This window comes from Ereboglobus sp. PH5-5 (genome assembly GCF_029504805.1).
Classification (GTDB): Bacteria; Verrucomicrobiota; Verrucomicrobiia; order Opitutales; family Opitutaceae; genus Ereboglobus.
Genome location: NZ_JAQFIT010000004.1, coordinates 96,174 through 114,164 on the forward strand (window position 1 = coordinate 96,174; position 17,991 = coordinate 114,164).

Below are 17,991 nucleotides of genomic sequence, written 5' to 3' on the forward strand. Positions count from 1 at the left end.
AACCTCGGTGGAGAATATCCTGGCTTGGTGTTGCTCGTCATCGCCGGAGGCTTTGCCTTGATTCCAAAACCTCGGTGGAGAATATCCCAACGCGCTTGTAGAGCTTGACGGGGAGAGCTTTGCCTTGATTCCAAAACCTCGGTGGAGAATATCACGCGCATTCTCGACGCCCAAGGCAATGTTGCTTTGCCTTGATTCCAAAACCTCGGTGGAGAATATCTGCCGCCATGCACTGGAGCCACGATGCTCCGCTTTGCCTTGATTCCAAAACCTCGGTGGAGAATATCAGGCGGCCCCGGCATCGCAGGGGCAGGACGCTTTGCCTTGATTCCAAAACCTCGGTGGAGAATATCGGAAACACACAATGCCAGCGGACATAAAACGCTTTGCCTTGATTCCAAAACCTCGGTGGAGAATATCCGTGCAGGGCTGGAACGAGCATCGGTTGTCGCTTTGCCTTGATTCCAAAACCTCGGTGGAGAATATCAAAAAGCGATTGGTGCACCACGTTTTCACGGCTTTGCCTTGATTCCAAAACCTCGGTGGAGAATATCCAAGCCCGGCGACATTCTCAAGCTCACCGGCTTTGCCTTGATTCCAAAACCTCGGTGGAGAATATCTAAAGACGACTGTTGGTGAATTCTTCACGAGCTTTGCCTTGATTCCAAAACCTCGGTGGAGAATATCGCGCTCTTCGATTAACGCAATCAGTTCCTTGCTTTGCCTTGATTCCAAAACCTCGGTGGAGAATATCGCTTTTGCGCACGTTATTCGTCCGCGCGCTGCTTTGCCTTGATTCCAAAACCTCGGTGGAGAATATCAAAAACCGAGAGTTGGCCAATCGCATCGCTGCTTTGCCTTGATTCCAAAACCTCGGTGGAGAATATCAGTCAGGATGGTTACATGCTTGAGTCCAACGCTTTGCCTTGATTCCAAAACCTCGGTGGAGAATATCTTGAGCGCATCAAAAGTTTCGTCGCGCTACGCTTTGCCTTGATTCCAAAACCTCGGTGGAGAATATCATTTTCAGCAACATAATGGAGGGAGAGACGCTTTGCCTTGATTCCAAAACCTCGGTGGAGAATATCATCGTCGCTGATCTCCATTTCTTCTCCAATGCTTTGCCTTGATTCCAAAACCTCGGTGGAGAATATCGCTGGCAGCTCTCCAGTGCGGGGAGGCGGTGCTTTGCCTTGATTCCAAAACCTCGGTGGAGAATATCGTTTGCGTCCCCCAATTGTTGTGATCGTGTGCTTTGCCTTGATTCCAAAACCTCGGTGGAGAATATCATTTTCCGCCGGGGCCGGTGTAGCCGCCGGCTTTGCCTTGATTCCAAAACCTCGGTGGAGAATATCGGTGCCGCCGGCGCGGACTATGCCGTTAATGCTTTGCCTTGATTCCAAAACCTCGGTGGAGAATATCAAACGATGGCTTCGGTGACGTCGGGGACGGGCTTTGCCTTGATTCCAAAACCTCGGTGGAGAATATCCCAAGTTTTCAAATCAATCGACAACGCCACGCTTTGCCTTGATTCCAAAACCTCGGTGGAGAATATCAATTAAACCATAACACAAAAGTCAAAATCAGCTTTGCCTTGATTCCAAAACCTCGGTGGAGAATATCTGCCGCCCCCGTCGCCCCCGAGGTCACCATGCTTTGCCTTGATTCCAAAACCTCGGTGGAGAATATCGAGGCGATTAAGGATGCAATCGGCGAGCATGCTTTGCCTTGATTCCAAAACCTCGGTGGAGAATATCTCGGACTCGGTCTGGCCGCAATCTACGTCAGCTTTGCCTTGATTCCAAAACCTCGGTGGAGAATATCCGGAACCGCCGTCCGGCGCGCTTGCCGAATGCTTTGCCTTGATTCCAAAACCTCGGTGGAGAATATCGCCGAACTTGTCCGCGTGTCAATTTCCGTTGCTTTGCCTTGATTCCAAAACCTCGGTGGAGAATATCTTTGTGGCAGATTTCCGAAAAGAGTTTCCCGCTTTGCCTTGATTCCAAAACCTCGGTGGAGAATATCCATTCGCGCGCGGCTTCGACCGCGTTATCAGCTTTGCCTTGATTCCAAAACCTCGGTGGAGAATATCGGTGGCAAGGGAACAGGCAAACGAGGTTTTGCTTTGCCTTGATTCCAAAACCTCGGTGGAGAATATCCGGCCTCGCCCGTCATGTCGATGCAATCCGCTTTGCCTTGATTCCAAAACCTCGGTGGAGAATATCGTAGAAGTATTTCGGAGCAACCTTCGCCTCGCTTTGCCTTGATTCCAAAACCTCGGTGGAGAATATCCCGTCCCTGCTTCGGGACGTTGTATTCCCAGCTTTGCCTTGATTCCAAAACCTCGGTGGAGAATATCATGTGCAGGCCGTGCAATGCGCGCTCAAGGCTTTGCCTTGATTCCAAAACCTCGGTGGAGAATATCACGGCGACCCGGAGTTTAACTCCCTCATCCGCTTTGCCTTGATTCCAAAACCTCGGTGGAGAATATCCAAAATCCGGTTTGTGATGGCGAACCCATCGCTTTGCCTTGATTCCAAAACCTCGGTGGAGAATATCGGGCTTGGATGAAATGCCAAGCGGAAAAGGCTTTGCCTTGATTCCAAAACCTCGGTGGAGAATATCGCGTTCATGGCGACGCCGAGATTGTCCATGCTTTGCCTTGATTCCAAAACCTCGGTGGAGAATATCACTTGCGCGACATGATCGCCGCGTTCCTCGGCTTTGCCTTGATTCCAAAACCTCGGTGGAGAATATCGCGCAGCGGGCGAGCAAGTTCGGCCCGGTGGCTTTGCCTTGATTCCAAAACCTCGGTGGAGAATATCGCATGGCACTCCACACCACGATTCTACTCAGCTTTGCCTTGATTCCAAAACCTCGGTGGAGAATATCGCGCGGACTTGGGCGGCGATGTCCGGGATGCTTTGCCTTGATTCCAAAACCTCGGTGGAGAATATCAAATCGGTCGAGAGGCCGGCCTTACTCTACGCTTTGCCTTGATTCCAAAACCTCGGTGGAGAATATCAGTCTTCGCGCTTTGGCCTGTTGCTCGCTTGCTTTGCCTTGATTCCAAAACCTCGGTGGAGAATATCGCGCACGCATTCCATTAGACAGAACGCGCGGCTTTGCCTTGATTCCAAAACCTCGGTGGAGAATATCATTTTTTTGAGGCAATAACGTGCAACGTAGCTTTGCCTTGATTCCAAAACCTCGGTGGAGAATATCGTCTGCGTTTTTCTCCCGTCAATAATGGCGGCTTTGCCTTGATTCCAAAACCTCGGTGGAGAATATCGAGTTCCGCAGCCTCCGCCGGCGAACGGGGCTTTGCCTTGATTCCAAAACCTCGGTGGAGAATATCGCACGCTCGGCACCATCAGCCTCTCCCACGCTTTGCCTTGATTCCAAAACCTCGGTGGAGAATATCTTCCAACGACGAAATTATTTCCGTTCCATGCTTTGCCTTGATTCCAAAACCTCGGTGGAGAATATCGTGTTTCCGTAACGCCGCAATTCGTCTTTAGCTTTGCCTTGATTCCAAAACCTCGGTGGAGAATATCAACAAACACGGTCAATCCGCCCTTTCTTGGGCTTTGCCTTGATTCCAAAACCTCGGTGGAGAATATCATGGAGGATGGCTCCATCAACATGGCGGACGCTTTGCCTTGATTCCAAAACCTCGGTGGAGAATATCCGGCTGGCATGGCTAACGTTGCGAAGATAAGCTTTGCCTTGATTCCAAAACCTCGGTGGAGAATATCGTTCCGAAACTTCGAGAGGATGAATTTGATGCTTTGCCTTGATTCCAAAACCTCGGTGGAGAATATCCCGAGGCCACCGCCGGCTACCACTACGTCGGCTTTGCCTTGATTCCAAAACCTCGGTGGAGAATATCGCCGCCAAAACGCACATCCAGCTTTTCAGCGCTTTGCCTTGATTCCAAAACCTCGGTGGAGAATATCACACAACCTCAGTTTCACCTCGATCACGCTGCTTTGCCTTGATTCCAAAACCTCGGTGGAGAATATCACGGAGGACGAACAACGCCAGCGCTCCATGCTTTGCCTTGATTCCAAAACCTCGGTGGAGAATATCTGGTCTCATCGTGAGGATGCTGCTGTGCTCGCTTTGCCTTGATTCCAAAACCTCGGTGGAGAATATCGGCTCTAATTATAACTATTCAAAAAGGATTCGCTTTGCCTTGATTCCAAAACCTCGGTGGAGAATATCAAACCTGCTCGCCATGCGCAGCGAGATATTGCTTTGCCTTGATTCCAAAACCTCGGTGGAGAATATCTACTGGACGGGGCGTTACTCCCTTGAGCGCGCTTTGCCTTGATTCCAAAACCTCGGTGGAGAATATCATCAGCCTCAGCCACATGGGGAATTATACAGCTTTGCCTTGATTCCAAAACCTCGGTGGAGAATATCTGAGGTATCAAAGTTGCGATGCAAAGAGCTGCTTTGCCTTGATTCCAAAACCTCGGTGGAGAATATCCGCTGCGGATAAGACCCTCTTAATGAGGGTCTTATTTGTTTACCAAAGTTGAATTTGTTCCGGCATTTTCTCCGCCGAAGCCTCTTTTGCCGGAGATCCGTGAATTACATACGCCCGTTCCCATTGCGAACGCGTAAGAAAAAAAGCCCGCACCTTGCCTTCCGGCGGCGTGACATTTTTGATCCGGGCCAGATGGGTTTCCTGCCTTGCAAAACTAACGCACGGCCTTGCGTATACGCTGAATTGAATCATTTGGAAGCCATCATCGAGCAAGAAATCGCGAAATGCGGTGGCCGCCTTCCGTTGCGCCTTGGAGAGCACGGGCAGATCGAATGCTACGACGAGCCACCCCATTTTGAATTTTTCCACATCCATGGCCGATAATGGCGCACAGTTTCATGCAAAACGGACTGCCGGAAACCACGCACAACGCCCTCGATCACACCGCGTATATCAAGATCAAGGCCGAGATAATCCACCTGTTCCAACGAAAAGCCGGTAACCCAGCGTCGGAATTCGGTTGTCACGGCAAATGCCTCTTCATGCGAACGGTCTTTTATCCATTGATACACACGCCAGTCCACGCATGGGCGAAACGGCTCCATGAGATCATAGGCGAGCGGCGAACTGCGTTCACGAATGGCGTGCGAAATGCCGACTGTCGGATCAAGACCGAAACCGTAAAGCTTTTGAAGAACCGTCGAAAGCAGCACGGCATATCCGTAATTGAGCAAATCGTTCAGCCCCCCAAGTTTTCGGCCACGAGCAAACCCCTCGATCCGCAAACCTTCCGCAAAAATTTCCCAGAAAATTTTTGCGCAACCACCCTCTTTGCGAGCGGAACGGGCGCGGCTGGCACGTTCGAGGTTTTTGGTGGCATTGGAGTCCGGTGCGATGAGCCGGGCAAGCGCAAGTTGATTGGCGCATTTGGCATCTATGGTTTTGTTCCAAAGTCTTGCGCGCACGGCAGGTGACAATGTGAGGTGTTTGCGCGTAAGTAGAGTGTCGGTGGATCGGCATGCGGGAAGCAATAGACTGACCGGCTGAAATCGTTCGCATATGATCAATGCGACGCCTTGTTTTGCCGACTCAAGAAACAGATGACTGTGTATGCGCGCCGAAAAACTCGTGATGACAATGGCCGCTATATCTTCGAGGGGAAGCTGCCTGGTGCCTGTTTTGGTGCTGCAAACAAGTTGTCCATTGCGACATGTCAGGTCGGCCTCCGGAGCATCGATGCTGACGATATGGTAGGACATCGCGCTTCGAGTATCTGCTACTCAGAATGTGTTGCTACAGCAATTGACTGTCCAACCAAGCCTGTATTCAAAATTTCAATACCATCGCGAAGCAACGTTTTCAGCGATACGTTACGCTTACAGTCATTGCGTCCAGATGCCGCATAATTTATTCGATCCGGAAAACTCATGTCCAAGCATTGCCCGATTTTGGCATCATTTTTAACTCCCCGAACCATCCATACACCTTCATATTTTCCTTTAGGCACCCGAATGAGCATTCCTATCCGCAATAATCTGGGCCTTTCATGGTCATTTCGTTTGGCAAGTTCATCCATGCGATGCCATACTTTGTGCCATGGGATAACGATACATTTATCCTCGCCTTCGGGGGCGTGATCAAGAATCGCCACGCCAAAATTATCCGTAATGACACGCACGCCTTTTTGAGGGCGTAGTTTACCTTCGCCCTTTGTCGGAGCAAGTCCGACAGTTTTTGCCACTGGTTCTGTCGTTTCCTTCACGCTAATAGCGCCTGTTTTTATATCGCGTGTCCGCTGGCGTAAATGAACACGTCCATCCTCCACGCGAACGACACCACGCGTATTTTCCTCAACATGCATGCCACCCATGTCAGCGGGCACATGCTGGACGACACGCTTTTCAGCAAGTCGCTGGCGAATTTCCTCGCGATATTCCTTGCGCAACTCGCGCAAACCGAAACGGCCTTGGGCATCGAAATCAAAACAACCAGTCGCACGGAGTCTGGCTCGATCCGATTCATTCGGATTGCGCTTGAGCATCAATTCCCACAATCCCCCGTCGCGAGGCAGGAGCACTGACGCATAGGCAAGCGCGCAAGCATCGAGCGCATGGTGCAGATGCGTGATGTTGCGAATGTCCTTTTTGATTTTCAGCGCGCCGTCCTTGTCACGAATATCTGGCGCGGCAAGTTCGAGGCAGCCGAGCAGGCTCCATGATTTGCGAACCTCGCCTGTAACGGATCCCGGAATGGACACAACGGGTGGCGATTTTGGTAAATCCGCAAAACTCTTTGCAAGGAGTTGAGCACCCAGACGAACAAGCTGAGATGTTGCTGTGAGGTCGCCGGGCAAAAAGGTCTTTTCCTTCTCTTCGTAACGGGAAAGTAATAAAAGCGCTTTGCGGTTTTTTTTGCGACGCTTGTCGTCCGTGTGGCCTTTGTATGCCTCAAGATTCTCAACCCACTCTTTGTATTTATTCAGCGGGCGTATGGATAATTGCGGCATCCCGGGAACAGGGTTCCCCTGCTCTTCTTCAATGAACTGCCAAGCCGTGCGAGCGCCTTTCCATTTGTTAATTTCCGAATACGTGACAACAAGCGAGTCAAGCGAGTCGGATGGGCGCTGTGAACGCGGTATGATGTGGTCTTTGTCAACTCGTCGCGTAACGAGGTCGATCGGTTCAAATATTTGCCCTGTGTAAGGGCATTGCCAATCGAGATCATCGGCAATGCGCGCCTTGCGAATGAGCCCGGCGGTGATCTCAACAGGTTTGCCCTCAAACGTCTGGCCATCAAATGCTGCTTCGAGCCGTTTGGAAACCTTGTCGTGATTCGAAAGGCGCAAACCAAGTTCCTGTTCAATTTGTTTGGCTGTCTTTCCGGACATTTCTCGCAAATCGCGATTCACTTCGATCGTGAGGCGTGCAACACGGCTGCGATCACCATTTGCAAACTGCGGATCTGCGATCAGATCGCGCAGAAGCCTTTCGAGAATGAGCAGGCGATGCCGGACAAGGTGATTGTTGATTTGCTCCTCAATACTGCGGTTGAGTTGGGCGCGACGCGCTTCTTCACCGAGATAAAGACAACCGCCTTCTTCCTTCGGATGCCTGCCTTGCATAACTTCCTCGGATGCGCGAACAAGAAGCGAACGGGCAAAAGCCGCGCGTCCGGAGATTTTTTTGACGCTGGTTTTCTCGACGAGCAGTGTTTCACGGGTGAGCACCAAATCTTTTTTGCGCTTGCGAGTATTGGATGCATCGAGAATGGACGCCAGCGCTTCATCAAATGGCGCGACGGGGTCGCCGACTTTTTCAACAAGCGCGCGAAGGTCGGCAATGGATAGCAATTTGCCGCGTTGCCACGAATCTCTCGCTCGTTTCTGCACACGTGGCGACATGGTGGGCCAGAGTTTTTCAAGTCGACCTGTGCGCGTAAGTTTAGTCACAGGATCAAGCTCAAGCGCGTCATCCGCATCCGGGTGCATAAGCAACATGTCGAGATTATCTCGCTGAATACCGGGCAATGAGCGAACGGCATCCTTGAGCTCTTTCTTGGTAAGGCGGCCCGCTTTACGCATCACCTCGTCGAGGACAAGTCGTTCGGGTGGAGAAAGCGGACGGAGCGCATTTTCCCCCACAGCTGCAACACGAATGTTCGCCAGCTGCATGGCCCAGCGAAATCGGAAGAACTCAGGGCAATTACGCGAAGGAACCTTTTCGCCACTGATGGGACATTTGGAAATAATGCGGTTGTCAAAGCGTGGAACAAGCTGCCCGAACAAAAGCCCCCCTTCATAACGCGCAGGCAGCACAATGCCGGCGGCGGCCAATTGTCCGCGATCATCCTTGGTAAGCCTGTCTGTCATTAACAGGCGAATGAACACATCGTCCAATTTGGGCAGTTTGCCGGAGTGAGCCTCGAGTATACGACGAACTTCATACTCCACAGTTTTTCGAGGGAATGCGGCATTTTTTGCCTTGAAGCGAATACGTGATGATTTTTTTGCCCCCTGCGGATCAAGTTCAAGCACGCGAACAATAGTTTCGGCCATTGTTTGGGTGCCGTATTGTTGCATGAGTGAAATCGCATTGGATTCCTTTTCTGTGTCCTCCTTTGAATCAGCATCGGCGGCATCGTTTGACCAACGTCGGTTGCCATCGTAACCACGGTTGTGCGCATACCAGCGCAACACATCCCACAACTGCACCCACGTGAGCAATGCGGAGGCCTCGCCATCCTTTGGCGCAAGCACACGCGCCGCAAGAAGCCAGGGCGCCGGGTCACCACCTGCTTGTCGATGCTTGGCCTGGAGATCAGCGGCAGAAAGCACGTCTATATGCGCCAGCAATTTTTCCATGCGCGCCACACGCTGGCGCGTGGAACGCACGTGTCGGCGCTGGCGGCGATAATCACGACGCTTACTCGCTAGACAATCATCAGAGCCGAAAATAACAACCCCGGTGCCAAGAAGGCGGAGTTTATTTTCTCGCGCCTGTGTCTGCAAAACAGCCCAGCCAATCGAACTGTGTCCGACATCAAACGCGAACTGCAGATCCTGCAAATTAGGGGTTGCGCTCATGCACACATCTTTTCAGCGTTTGCCTCGGAATCAAGACAAAGTCTGAAGTGCAAACCGTGTCCCTGTTCGCCGCGCGAACACACCGTGTTCAAAAGCACTTTTTAAAACCAGCATGCTGTAAAGCCTGCTGGTTTTTCCATTATTATGAAGTAATCGTCATTCACACTCACGCCAACTCCAAACCGGGCTCGATGGCGAGGGTTGGGATTGCGACGGGCTTCGCGCCGGGGTCGGCCCAGGCGGCGAAAGCGATCATTGAGGCGTTGTCGCCGGTGTGGCGCGGCTCGGCCATGAGAAACGGAATGCGGTGCTTTTTTGCGATGCACTCGAACGCGCCGCGGAGCGTTTTGTTGTTCGCCACGCCCCCGGACAGGCCGATGCTCGCATAGCGGTCGGCGGTGGAGGCGCGGTTTTGCGCGAGGGCGTTGGTGGTTTTGCGCACGAGCGCGTCGATCACCGCCTGCTGGTAACTCGCGCACAGGTCGGGCATGCGCGCGGTGATTATGTCGGGCGCCATTTTTTCGAGCGTGTAGCGGAGCGCGGTTTTCAGGCCCGAAAAACTAAAGTCGAGATCGCTGCGCGGTCCGATGCCGCGCGGAAAATCAAAGGCGTCAACCTTGCCTTCGGCGGCGAGTTTTTCGACGAGCGGGCCGCCGGGATAACCGAGGCCGAGGAGTTTTGCGCCCTTGTCGAGCGCCTCGCCCGCGGCGTCGTCGCGCGTGGTCGAGATGACTTTGACACGCCGGTCCCGGTCAATGCGGAAGAGAATCGTATTGCCGCCCGAGACGATGAGGCCGAGATGCGGCAGCAGCGCGGCGAAATTTTCGCCGAACTTTTCCGGGGCCGACGCGTGCAGCGCGATGAAGGGCGAAAACGCATGTCCGCGCAGATGGTTGATTCCGACGAGGGGAACGCCGAGCGCGAGCGCGAGCGATTTTGCCGCGGCGACACCGATGGCAAGGCATCCGGCGAGTCCCGGCCCGTGCGTGACGGCGATTTGCGCGACGCCCGAAAAACCGTCCGACGCATCACGCGCGCGTTCGAGCAGCGGCGCGATGGTGCGCAGGTGTTCGCGCGTGGCGAGGTCGGGCACGACGCCGCCGTAGCGTCCGTGCAGCGCGATTTGCGAATGCACCCATTCATGCGCGATGCCGCGCGCCGGGTCAAATAGTGCGGCGGCGGTTTCATCGCAGGATGTTTCGATGGCAAGAATCATGGTGGCGGTTGCGCTCCAAGGCCAAACATTCCGCCTTCGCCGGTCAATGTCGCAAAATAGAAATGCTTTGCCGCAAAAGGCTGTTTGCCGCGCGCGTTTGCGCCAGCAGCATCGACGTCCGTTGCCTCCCTTCCCCGCCCTTTTTTTGTTTCCGCAAAAATAATAAACCTCAAAAAAACCACACACACATCCATGCACCCGAACAGATGGAAGATGCCCGCCCTGAAAAAATTAACGCGCGCGTTTGCCGCATTCGCCCTGCTCGCCGCGATGGCCGGGACCGCCGCCGCCTCGCAACTCCACACGCTCGCAAATGACAAGCTCCAGGTGTCGATCACCGGCAGGGGCGAACTCGCCAGCCTCAAGAATCTCGCGACCGGGCAGAACTACGCCGGCGGCGGGCATTTGTGGCGCCTCTATTACGACACGCCGAAATACAAGGAGCTGCAGGTGACGGCGGACTCGCAGGCGCCCAAGGTTTCGCGGAAGGACGGCGTCATAACAATCAGCTACGACAAGCTGGTTCTCGACGGACGCGCGCTGAACATGCAGGTGCGCTTCGACATCTGGCTCGAGGACGACTTTGTGCGCTTCTCCTCGGAAGTGAAAAACAACGAGCCGCACACCGTCATCCGCGAGCTGCATTATCCGCTCGTCGCAAACATGCCGCTGCCAAAAGACCACAAGCTGCTCATAACCGACACCGGCGGCCAGGTCTTCAGCGACGTGCGCCGGGAGATCATGCGAAGGGGCAACACCGCCGCCCCATACCGCAGCCCCGCGCAGTATTTCCGGCAATGGGACGTCAGGTATCCCGCCCGTTTCGTGACCACCTGCGCGTCGAATTGCTTCGCGTTTTTCAGCGACACCCAGGGCCTTTATTTCGGAAGCCACGACCCCTCGTTTCAGGACACCTGGCACGGCTTGCGCCTTTATCCCGACAAGGCGGGCGCGTTCACGCAACTCGAGGCCGGCTTCTACAAATACCCGCAATGCGTCAACGGCCAGACATGGAAGTGCGACGCAAACGTCATCGGCCCCTACTCGGGCACATGGCACCAGACCTCGAAACTCTACCGCCGCTGGGCCGACACCTGGTGGGAGCACCGCGACCCGCCCGCGTGGGTCAAGCGCATGAAAAGCTGGCAGCGGATAATCCTGCGCCATCAATACGGCGAGCAGTTTTTCAAATACACCGACCTTCCGGGCCGCATCAAAAGCGTGGGCGAAAGCGTGGGCGCCGACGCCGTGTTTGCCTTCGGCTGGTGGGAAACCGGCATGGACAACGGCAACCCGCACTACGACGCCGACCCCGCGCAGGGCGGCGACGCGGGTTGGAAAAAAGCAATCGCCGACTACAAAAAAGACGGCGGACGGTTGCTGCTCTATTTCAACGGCAAGCTCATCGACCGCGAAAGCGAGTTCTACAAAAACGGCCCCGGAAAGGAAATCTGCTACAAGGACAACACCGGCGCGGAACTCACCGAGCAATATCGCTTCACGGGCATGGCCACGTTTCTGGGCAACTACAACGCGCGCACCTTTGTGGTTGCCGACACACGCGACCCGCGCTGGCAGAAAATGCTCCTCGAATGGGCGGCCCGCGCTTACGACTACGGCGCCGACAGCGTCTTCTACGACCAGCTCGGCTACGTTGAGCGCACGACCAACTGGGACATCAGCGGCGAGTTCCCGATTCCCCACCACCGCGTGCTCGCCGACAAGGCCGCCGTGCTAAAAAAGATACGCGCGCAAAACATGAAAAAGGATCCGCAGTTCGCCCTGGGCACCGAATGGCTCACCGACGCCACCGCGCAGTATTGCGACTACATACACATCTACACAACGACGGCGGGCCCGAACAGCTTCATAGACTGGTTCCGTTACACATTTCCCGAAGTCATCGTCTCCGACCGCGAAATCCGCGACGACACCGACATCGAGCGCCGCGTCAACAACACCGTCCTGAAAGGCCTGGTCAACGACATCGAAATCTACCGCTGCCGCGACCTCATCGACAAAACGCCCACCTACCAAGCCTACCTCGCGAAAATCAACGAGATCAAGGAACGCTACATCGACCTGATCGTGGCCGGCACCTATCGCGACACCGAAGGTTTCACGAACTCCAACCCGCAAGTCGAGGCCCGCGCCTACACCAACGGCAACGGCATGGCCGTTGTGGTGACGCAAACCGTCGAGGCTCCGCAAACCACCGCGATCACCGTCCCCGGCTACAAATACAAGGAATCCAGAACGGCCAACGGCGCCACCGTCTCGAAGGACGGCGGCAAAGTCTCGCTCGGCCAGCACGCCCTCGCCGTGCTCGTTTACGAAAAAAACATGTAGGGGCGCACCTCGCGTGCGCCCTCGCGCCCGCCCGCTTTGTGAAACCGTCAGCAAACACACACTCGCCCACAAGGGCGCACGCAAGGTGCGCCCCTACGCCGACTGATTTTCCCGTCGCGCGCATCTCCGCCAACGGCGTCCAGGCCGAAATCTGCCTGCCGGATTCCGACGCGGGCTACTACCGCGGCACGCGCTTCGACTGGGCGGGCGTGATTCGCGACCTGCGCTGGCGCGGACACCGCTACTTCGGCGAATGGTTTCCCGCGCACGACCCGTTGCGTCACGACGGCATCTGCGGCCCGGTCGATGAGTTCACACAATCCGGTTACGAGGACGCCGCCGCGGGAGACGAGTTCCTGAAAATCGGCGTGGGCGCGTTGCGCAAAACCACCGACGCCCCCTACGACCGTTTCCAAACCTACCCGATCTCAAACAAAGGCAAACGGCAAACCGGCATAAGCGCCGACCGCGTGGATTTCCAGCACACGCTAACCAGCGGCGACCTCGCCTACGACTACCGAAAAACGCTGCAACTCACCACCGACAAACCCGGCTTGCGACTGGAATACGCACTCAAAAACACGGGCGCGAAACCGCTGGAGGGACAAGTTTACAACCACAACTTTTTCACCATCGACGGCATGACCACGGGCCCGGACACCGAGATCCGCCTCCCCTTCCGCCCCCAAGGCGACTGGCGCGAGGCGTATGACAGCGTGGCGCTAACCGACACCGGCATAAATTTTTCGCGCGAATTAAACGCTAGCGAAAAAGTTTTCATGGGCAACCTCCACGGTTACGATCCCGCGCAAACCGGCTACGCCTTCGAGTTATGCAACCGCAACTCGGGTGCCGGAGTGCGCGCCAAGGGCAGCGGACACCTCTCGCACATCGTCTTCTGGGCCTGCCCCGCAACCGCCTGCATCGAGCCCTACACCACACTCCAAGTCCACCCCGGCCAAACCGCACGATGGACAATCGAGTATGAATTTTTCGAGCGCTAATCGCGGCGTCGCCACGTCGCAAAAACTAAGCCCCCGCCACTCGCGCGGCGGGGACTTTGGCATGATCGTATCTTTCCAAAAAACCGGCGGCGCCGGTTAATTGATTTCGATTTTGCGAGGCTTGAGCGCCTCGGCTTTCGGAAGCGTGACGGTCAACACGCCGTCGGCAAACTCGGCATGGATTTTTTCCACGTCGATCCGGCCCTCGTGCTGGAACGAAAGCGCAAACGCCTCGTCGCCGGTTTCGCGATGGAGCGTGATCCACTCCTCCGGGCTTTTCCACGCGCGCTCACCGCGAATGCCCAACACCCCGTTTTCATCGGTGATGGAGAGGTCCTTCTTGGCGACGCCCGGCAGGAACGCTTTCAGCGTCCACGATGTGTCGTTGGCGACAATATCGTAGCGGGGCCGCACTACGGCGGTCGTGTTGTGGTTCGCGGACTCGGCGCGATTTGCAGCCGGGAATATGGATTTGATGAGTGACATGATGTGTTTTCCTTTCTGTTTGAAATGCGGGTTAATGTTCATTCGCGGTCAGTTGACGGAGATTGTCAGCTTGCGCGGTTTCGCCTGCTCCTGTTTTGGAAGCGTGATCGTGAGGATGCCGTTCTCGCTCGCGGCGCTGATTTTGTCGGCCTGCGTGTTCTCGGGGAGAAGGACGCTGCGCTTGAGCGTGACGGTTTGCGAATTGTCGCCGTCGCCCGTCTTGCGCGCCGCGGAAATCTCCAGCGAGCCATCGACCACCTCGACCGTGATGTCGCCGCGGGCGATGCCGGGAAGCTCGGCGCGGACATAGCTGTTGTCCTTGTCCTCGTAGATATCGAGAGGGAAGAATTCGCCGTTGCAGGAGTTGCCCTTGCCACCCCAGAACAAGCCGAACAAATCCTCGAATTGTGTATCGAAATCACCCGCCATCCTGCGCGCCAGTTCGGTGCCGAACGCGGAGGCCGGGCGGAGTGTGCAAGGATATGCGTAACGTGTCATTTTCATGGTTGTTGCCTTTCTGTTTTTGGTTGTTGGTGAAAAGTTGTTCATGTGATGAATGGCCCCGTGGCCGTGATGCCTCCTTGTTAAGCTGAAACGGTGCCGAATGCGCGAAACGCGCAACACGCGCACTTTCAAAGACTTGATTTTCGAGCGCTGGGACACCTGTGAAAAGTTGTCCGCCCGGATGTCACACGCATCGGGAAATTTCGGCACGCCCCGCGCTTTTCCTTTTGCGGCGGCGACGGAGGGCGTGCAAAAATCCGCCAACAACAATGAGCGCGAAACTTGCCTTCACATGCGGAGACCCGGCGGGCGTCGGCCCGGAAATCATAGCGGCGTGGCTTGCCGCGCATCCAGCACGGGCGCGCGATGTCGCCGTGATCGGCCCCGCGCAATGGCTGCGCGCCCTGCCCTCGCACACACCCGCCGCGAAGGATGCGACGCTCGTAAGCGCGGACTCCGGACAATTCGAAATGACGCCGGGCCGCCCATCCGTGGAAGGCGCGCGCATCGCGCTCGCCGCCATGGAGCGCGCCGCCGAGGGTGTGCGAAGTGGCGAGTTCTCAGGCGTCGTCACCGGCCCCGTCAGCAAAAGCTGGCTGCAAAAAGCGGGCTACCCGTTTCCCGGGCAGACGGAGTTTTTCGCGGCGCGCTGGGGCGGTGTTCCGACGATGGCGTTTTGCGGAGGCCGGCTGCGCGTTGTGTTGCTGACATGGCACATCCCGCTGCGCGAAGTGCCGGAACATTTGACGCCGGGGGAAATCTCGCGCGCCGTGCGCGCCGCGGACGAACTCGCGCGCGCCGACGGCATCGCCGCGCCGCGCATCGGCGTGTGCGGACTCAACCCGCACGCGGGCGAAGGCGGCATGCTCGGCGCCGAGGAACGCGACACAATCGACCCATTGCTCGACACACTGCGCGCCGGCGATTTCCCGAAACTCTCGCACTGCGAACCGAGCGACACGATTTTCGGACGCGCATTGCGCGGCGAATTCGACGTGATCGTCGCCCTCTACCACGACCAGGGGCTCGCCCCGTTGAAAACAATCGACTTCGACGAGGCGGTGAACGTCACCCTCGGCCTGCCGCACGTGCGCACCAGCCCCGACCATGGCACCGCCTTCGGCATCGCGGGCAAAGGCGAGGCAAACCCGAGAAGTTTCACCAACGCCGTGACCGTCGCACAGCGGTTGATCGCGCTGCGGGCAGGATGATTAAATACGAGCACGGCACCAAGGGCGCCGCACAACGTAGTCCGCGGGTTGCGACGCGTGCGCGGGCGGGCGAAACTCTCGTTGCGCAGGGGTCTCGCAAGCAACGCGCACAACCCATGAAATTTTCGCCCCAACAATTCTTGGATTGCCCGCGCAAACCTATCCATGCTCGCTTTCATCACCATGGACTTCTTTCAGGCTCAGGATAACGCGCGCAAAAAATCGGCGCGACTCGTGTTTTTCTACATCGCGGCGGTAATCGCGATCATCGCCACGATTTATTTCGCCATAGTATTCGGCATGCGCCTGCTCATCTCGGAGAGCAACAATCCCGATTTGTATTTTCCAATCTGGCAGCCGGAAGTATTTATTGGCACCGCGGGCATCACCATCGCCGTGATCGGGCTCGGCAGCCTTTTTAAAACGCTGTCGCTGCGCTCGGGCGGGGGCGTCGTCGCGCGCTCGCTGGGCGGGCAGCTTGTCTCTCCAAACACAAGCGATCCGCAACGCCGCCGGCTCGTCAACATCGTCGAGGAAATGTCCATCGCCGCCGGCGTGCGCATGCCGGAAGTTTACGTGCTGCCGGAGGAGGGCATCAACGCGTTTGCCGCCGGCTACTCGCCGGATGACGCCGCGGTGGCCGTCACGCAAGGCGCGCTCGACTCGCTCTCGCGCGACGAATTGCAGGGAGTGGTCGCGCACGAGTTCAGCCACATCCTCAACGGCGACATGAGGCTCAACATCCGCCTGATCGGATTGCTCTTCGGCATCCTGCTCCTGACGATCATCGGGCGCGTCATTGTGCGAATCGGTTTCTCGTCGGGGGGACGCTCGTCAAAAAACAAAAGCGGCGGCGTGGTCGTGATGGCGTTGCTCGGCCTCGCGCTCATCATCATCGGTTACATCGGCGTGATTTTCGGGCGCCTGATTCAGGCGGCGGTTTCGCGCCAGCGGGAATTCCTGGCCGACGCGTCCGCCGTCCAGTTCACACGCAATCCGGACGGCATCGCGGGAGCCCTGAAAAAAATCGGCGCCGCGACATCGGGCTCGCGCATCGAAAGTCCGCACGCCACCGAGACCAGCCACATGTATTTTGCGAGCGCGCTGCGCTCATCGTTCGGCGGCGCCTTTGCCACGCACCCGCCGCTCGACGCGCGCATCAAGGCCATTGATCCCTCGTTCGACGGAAACTTCAAAGCGGCAAAAAAAACATCCATCGCAACCGAGGCGGCGCAAACTCGCGCCAGCGCAAACGCATCGCACCCGCCGCGCGTTCCCGGCACGCCCCCGCCATTGCCCGCGGCAGTCGGCGCGGCGGCGTTTCTGGCGGCAATCGCCTCCGCCGAGGCTCCCGACGCGCAGAAAGGCGCGGAAATACTGGCGGCAATCCCGGAGGATTTCCGCGAAGCCGCGCGCGATCCCGAACGCGCGCGCGCAGTGCTACTGGCGACGTTGTATGACAAGACCAACGCCGAGGCAGCCGCCAAGCAGGACGCCGCGGTCGCGCGCGCGCTGAGCACGACGGAACGCGTGGCGTTCATTGAACTGGTGGCGCGCATCGAAACCGTTCCCTCATGGACGCGCATCGCACTCGGCGACCTTGCGCTCTCGGCGATCCGCCACGTGGACGCGCGCCTGATCAACGCCACGATCGACGCGGTGGACGCCTTCATCGAAGCCGACGGCGAGGTGAGCCTGCACGAATACGCCCTGCGCAAGGTAATCCACCGCAACCTGCGCCCGCCCGGAAACCCCGGCGTGCTCATCAAAGCGTGCGCGGCCGTCGCGGACGAAATCGCGCTCATATTGAGCGCGGCGGCGCGCGCCGGAAGCTCGGCGGAAACCTCGCAACAACACGCATTTGAAACAGGCGCGTCCGCCATCCGCGAAACGCAACCGGACATCGCGCTCTCAATGGCAAGCGCAACCGGCATGAGCGCCAAAACCCTGACCCGCGCGCTCGACCGCCTCGACATCTGCACGCCCGCCGTAAAACGCACCGTGATCAACGCGCTCGTGCGAACCATCTCCGACGACGGAAAAATCGAGGTGGAAGAGCAAAACCTCCTCCGTGCCATCGCCGCCGCGCTGAACTGCCCCGCACCGGTGCTGGTGGAGTGATCGAAAGCTGACACTTTGAGTTT

General features: G+C 56.7%; 11 protein-coding genes and 1 CRISPR repeat array (1 of these 12 cut by a window edge). Of the genes, 4 read left to right on the top strand and 7 right to left on the bottom strand.

What is annotated here, in order from left to right; genetic code table 11:
• Nucleotides 1-4,495: a CRISPR direct-repeat array (repeat unit 37 nt; unit sequence GCTTTGCCTTGATTCCAAAACCTCGGTGGAGAATATC); it begins 219 nt to the left of the window's first position.
• A gap of 39 nt (nucleotides 4,496-4,534) precedes the next feature.
• The 5 genes from cas2 to M2103_RS03660 form a co-directional block, all read right to left on the bottom strand.
• Nucleotides 4,535-4,870: a CRISPR-associated endonuclease Cas2 gene (gene cas2 / locus M2103_RS03640; protein ID WP_277508804.1), complete on the bottom strand. Its 336-nt coding sequence runs from the start codon at nucleotides 4,868-4,870 to the stop codon at nucleotides 4,535-4,537.
• On the bottom strand, nucleotides 4,831-5,754 hold the full coding sequence (gene cas1 / locus M2103_RS03645) for a type II CRISPR-associated endonuclease Cas1 (RefSeq protein ID WP_277508805.1): 924 nt from the start codon (nucleotides 5,752-5,754) through the stop codon (nucleotides 4,831-4,833). Before cas1 ends, cas2 begins: the two co-directional genes overlap by 40 nt.
• Nucleotides 5,755-5,771: 17 nt before the next feature.
• Nucleotides 5,772-9,077: a type II CRISPR RNA-guided endonuclease Cas9 gene (gene cas9, locus M2103_RS03650; RefSeq protein ID WP_277508806.1), complete on the bottom strand. Its 3,306-nt coding sequence runs from the start codon at nucleotides 9,075-9,077 to the stop codon at nucleotides 5,772-5,774.
• Nucleotides 9,078-9,243: 166 nt separating this feature from the next.
• Entirely contained in the window at nucleotides 9,244-10,293 is a 1,050-nt protein-coding gene (gene tsaD / locus M2103_RS03655) for a tRNA (adenosine(37)-N6)-threonylcarbamoyltransferase complex transferase subunit TsaD (RefSeq protein WP_277508807.1), read from the bottom strand.
• Nucleotides 10,290-10,487 (bottom strand): hypothetical protein, encoded by a 198-nt coding sequence (locus M2103_RS03660; RefSeq protein ID WP_277508810.1) that lies wholly within the window; start codon nucleotides 10,485-10,487, stop codon nucleotides 10,290-10,292. The genes tsaD and M2103_RS03660 overlap by 4 nt, the downstream gene beginning before the upstream one ends.
• On the opposite strand from M2103_RS03660, the gene M2103_RS03665 reads away from it, so the two are divergent.
• Both M2103_RS03665 and M2103_RS03670 read left to right on the top strand, forming a co-directional pair.
• A complete protein-coding gene (locus M2103_RS03665; protein ID WP_277508811.1) occupies nucleotides 10,486-12,642 on the top strand; it encodes a DUF6259 domain-containing protein in 2,157 nt (718 codons plus the stop codon). The two genes, M2103_RS03660 and M2103_RS03665, sit on opposite strands and share 2 nt — an antisense overlap.
• A gap of 38 nt (nucleotides 12,643-12,680) precedes the next feature.
• Complete coding sequence (locus M2103_RS03670) at nucleotides 12,681-13,646, top strand: hypothetical protein (RefSeq protein WP_277508812.1); 966 nt, start codon at nucleotides 12,681-12,683, stop codon at nucleotides 13,644-13,646.
• 96 nt (nucleotides 13,647-13,742) lie between these two features.
• On the opposite strand, the gene M2103_RS03675 is transcribed toward M2103_RS03670, so the two are convergent.
• Nucleotides 13,743-14,132 carry an Hsp20/alpha crystallin family protein gene (locus tag M2103_RS03675; RefSeq protein WP_277508813.1) on the bottom strand — a complete coding sequence of 130 codons (390 nt, stop codon included), beginning with the start codon at nucleotides 14,130-14,132 and terminating at the stop codon, nucleotides 13,743-13,745.
• Between the two features lie 48 nt (nucleotides 14,133-14,180).
• Entirely contained in the window at nucleotides 14,181-14,636 is a 456-nt protein-coding gene (locus M2103_RS03680) for an Hsp20/alpha crystallin family protein (RefSeq protein WP_277508814.1), read from the bottom strand.
• Between the two features lie 269 nt (nucleotides 14,637-14,905).
• On the opposite strand from M2103_RS03680, the gene pdxA reads away from it, so the two are divergent.
• Nucleotides 14,906-15,847, top strand: a complete 942-nt coding sequence (gene pdxA, locus M2103_RS03685; RefSeq protein ID WP_277508816.1) for a 4-hydroxythreonine-4-phosphate dehydrogenase PdxA — start codon at nucleotides 14,906-14,908, stop codon at nucleotides 15,845-15,847.
• A gap of 165 nt (nucleotides 15,848-16,012) precedes the next feature.
• Nucleotides 16,013-17,968: a M48 family metallopeptidase gene (locus M2103_RS03690; protein WP_277508817.1), complete on the top strand. Its 1,956-nt coding sequence runs from the start codon at nucleotides 16,013-16,015 to the stop codon at nucleotides 17,966-17,968.
• The last annotated feature ends 23 nt before the right edge of the window (nucleotides 17,969-17,991 follow it).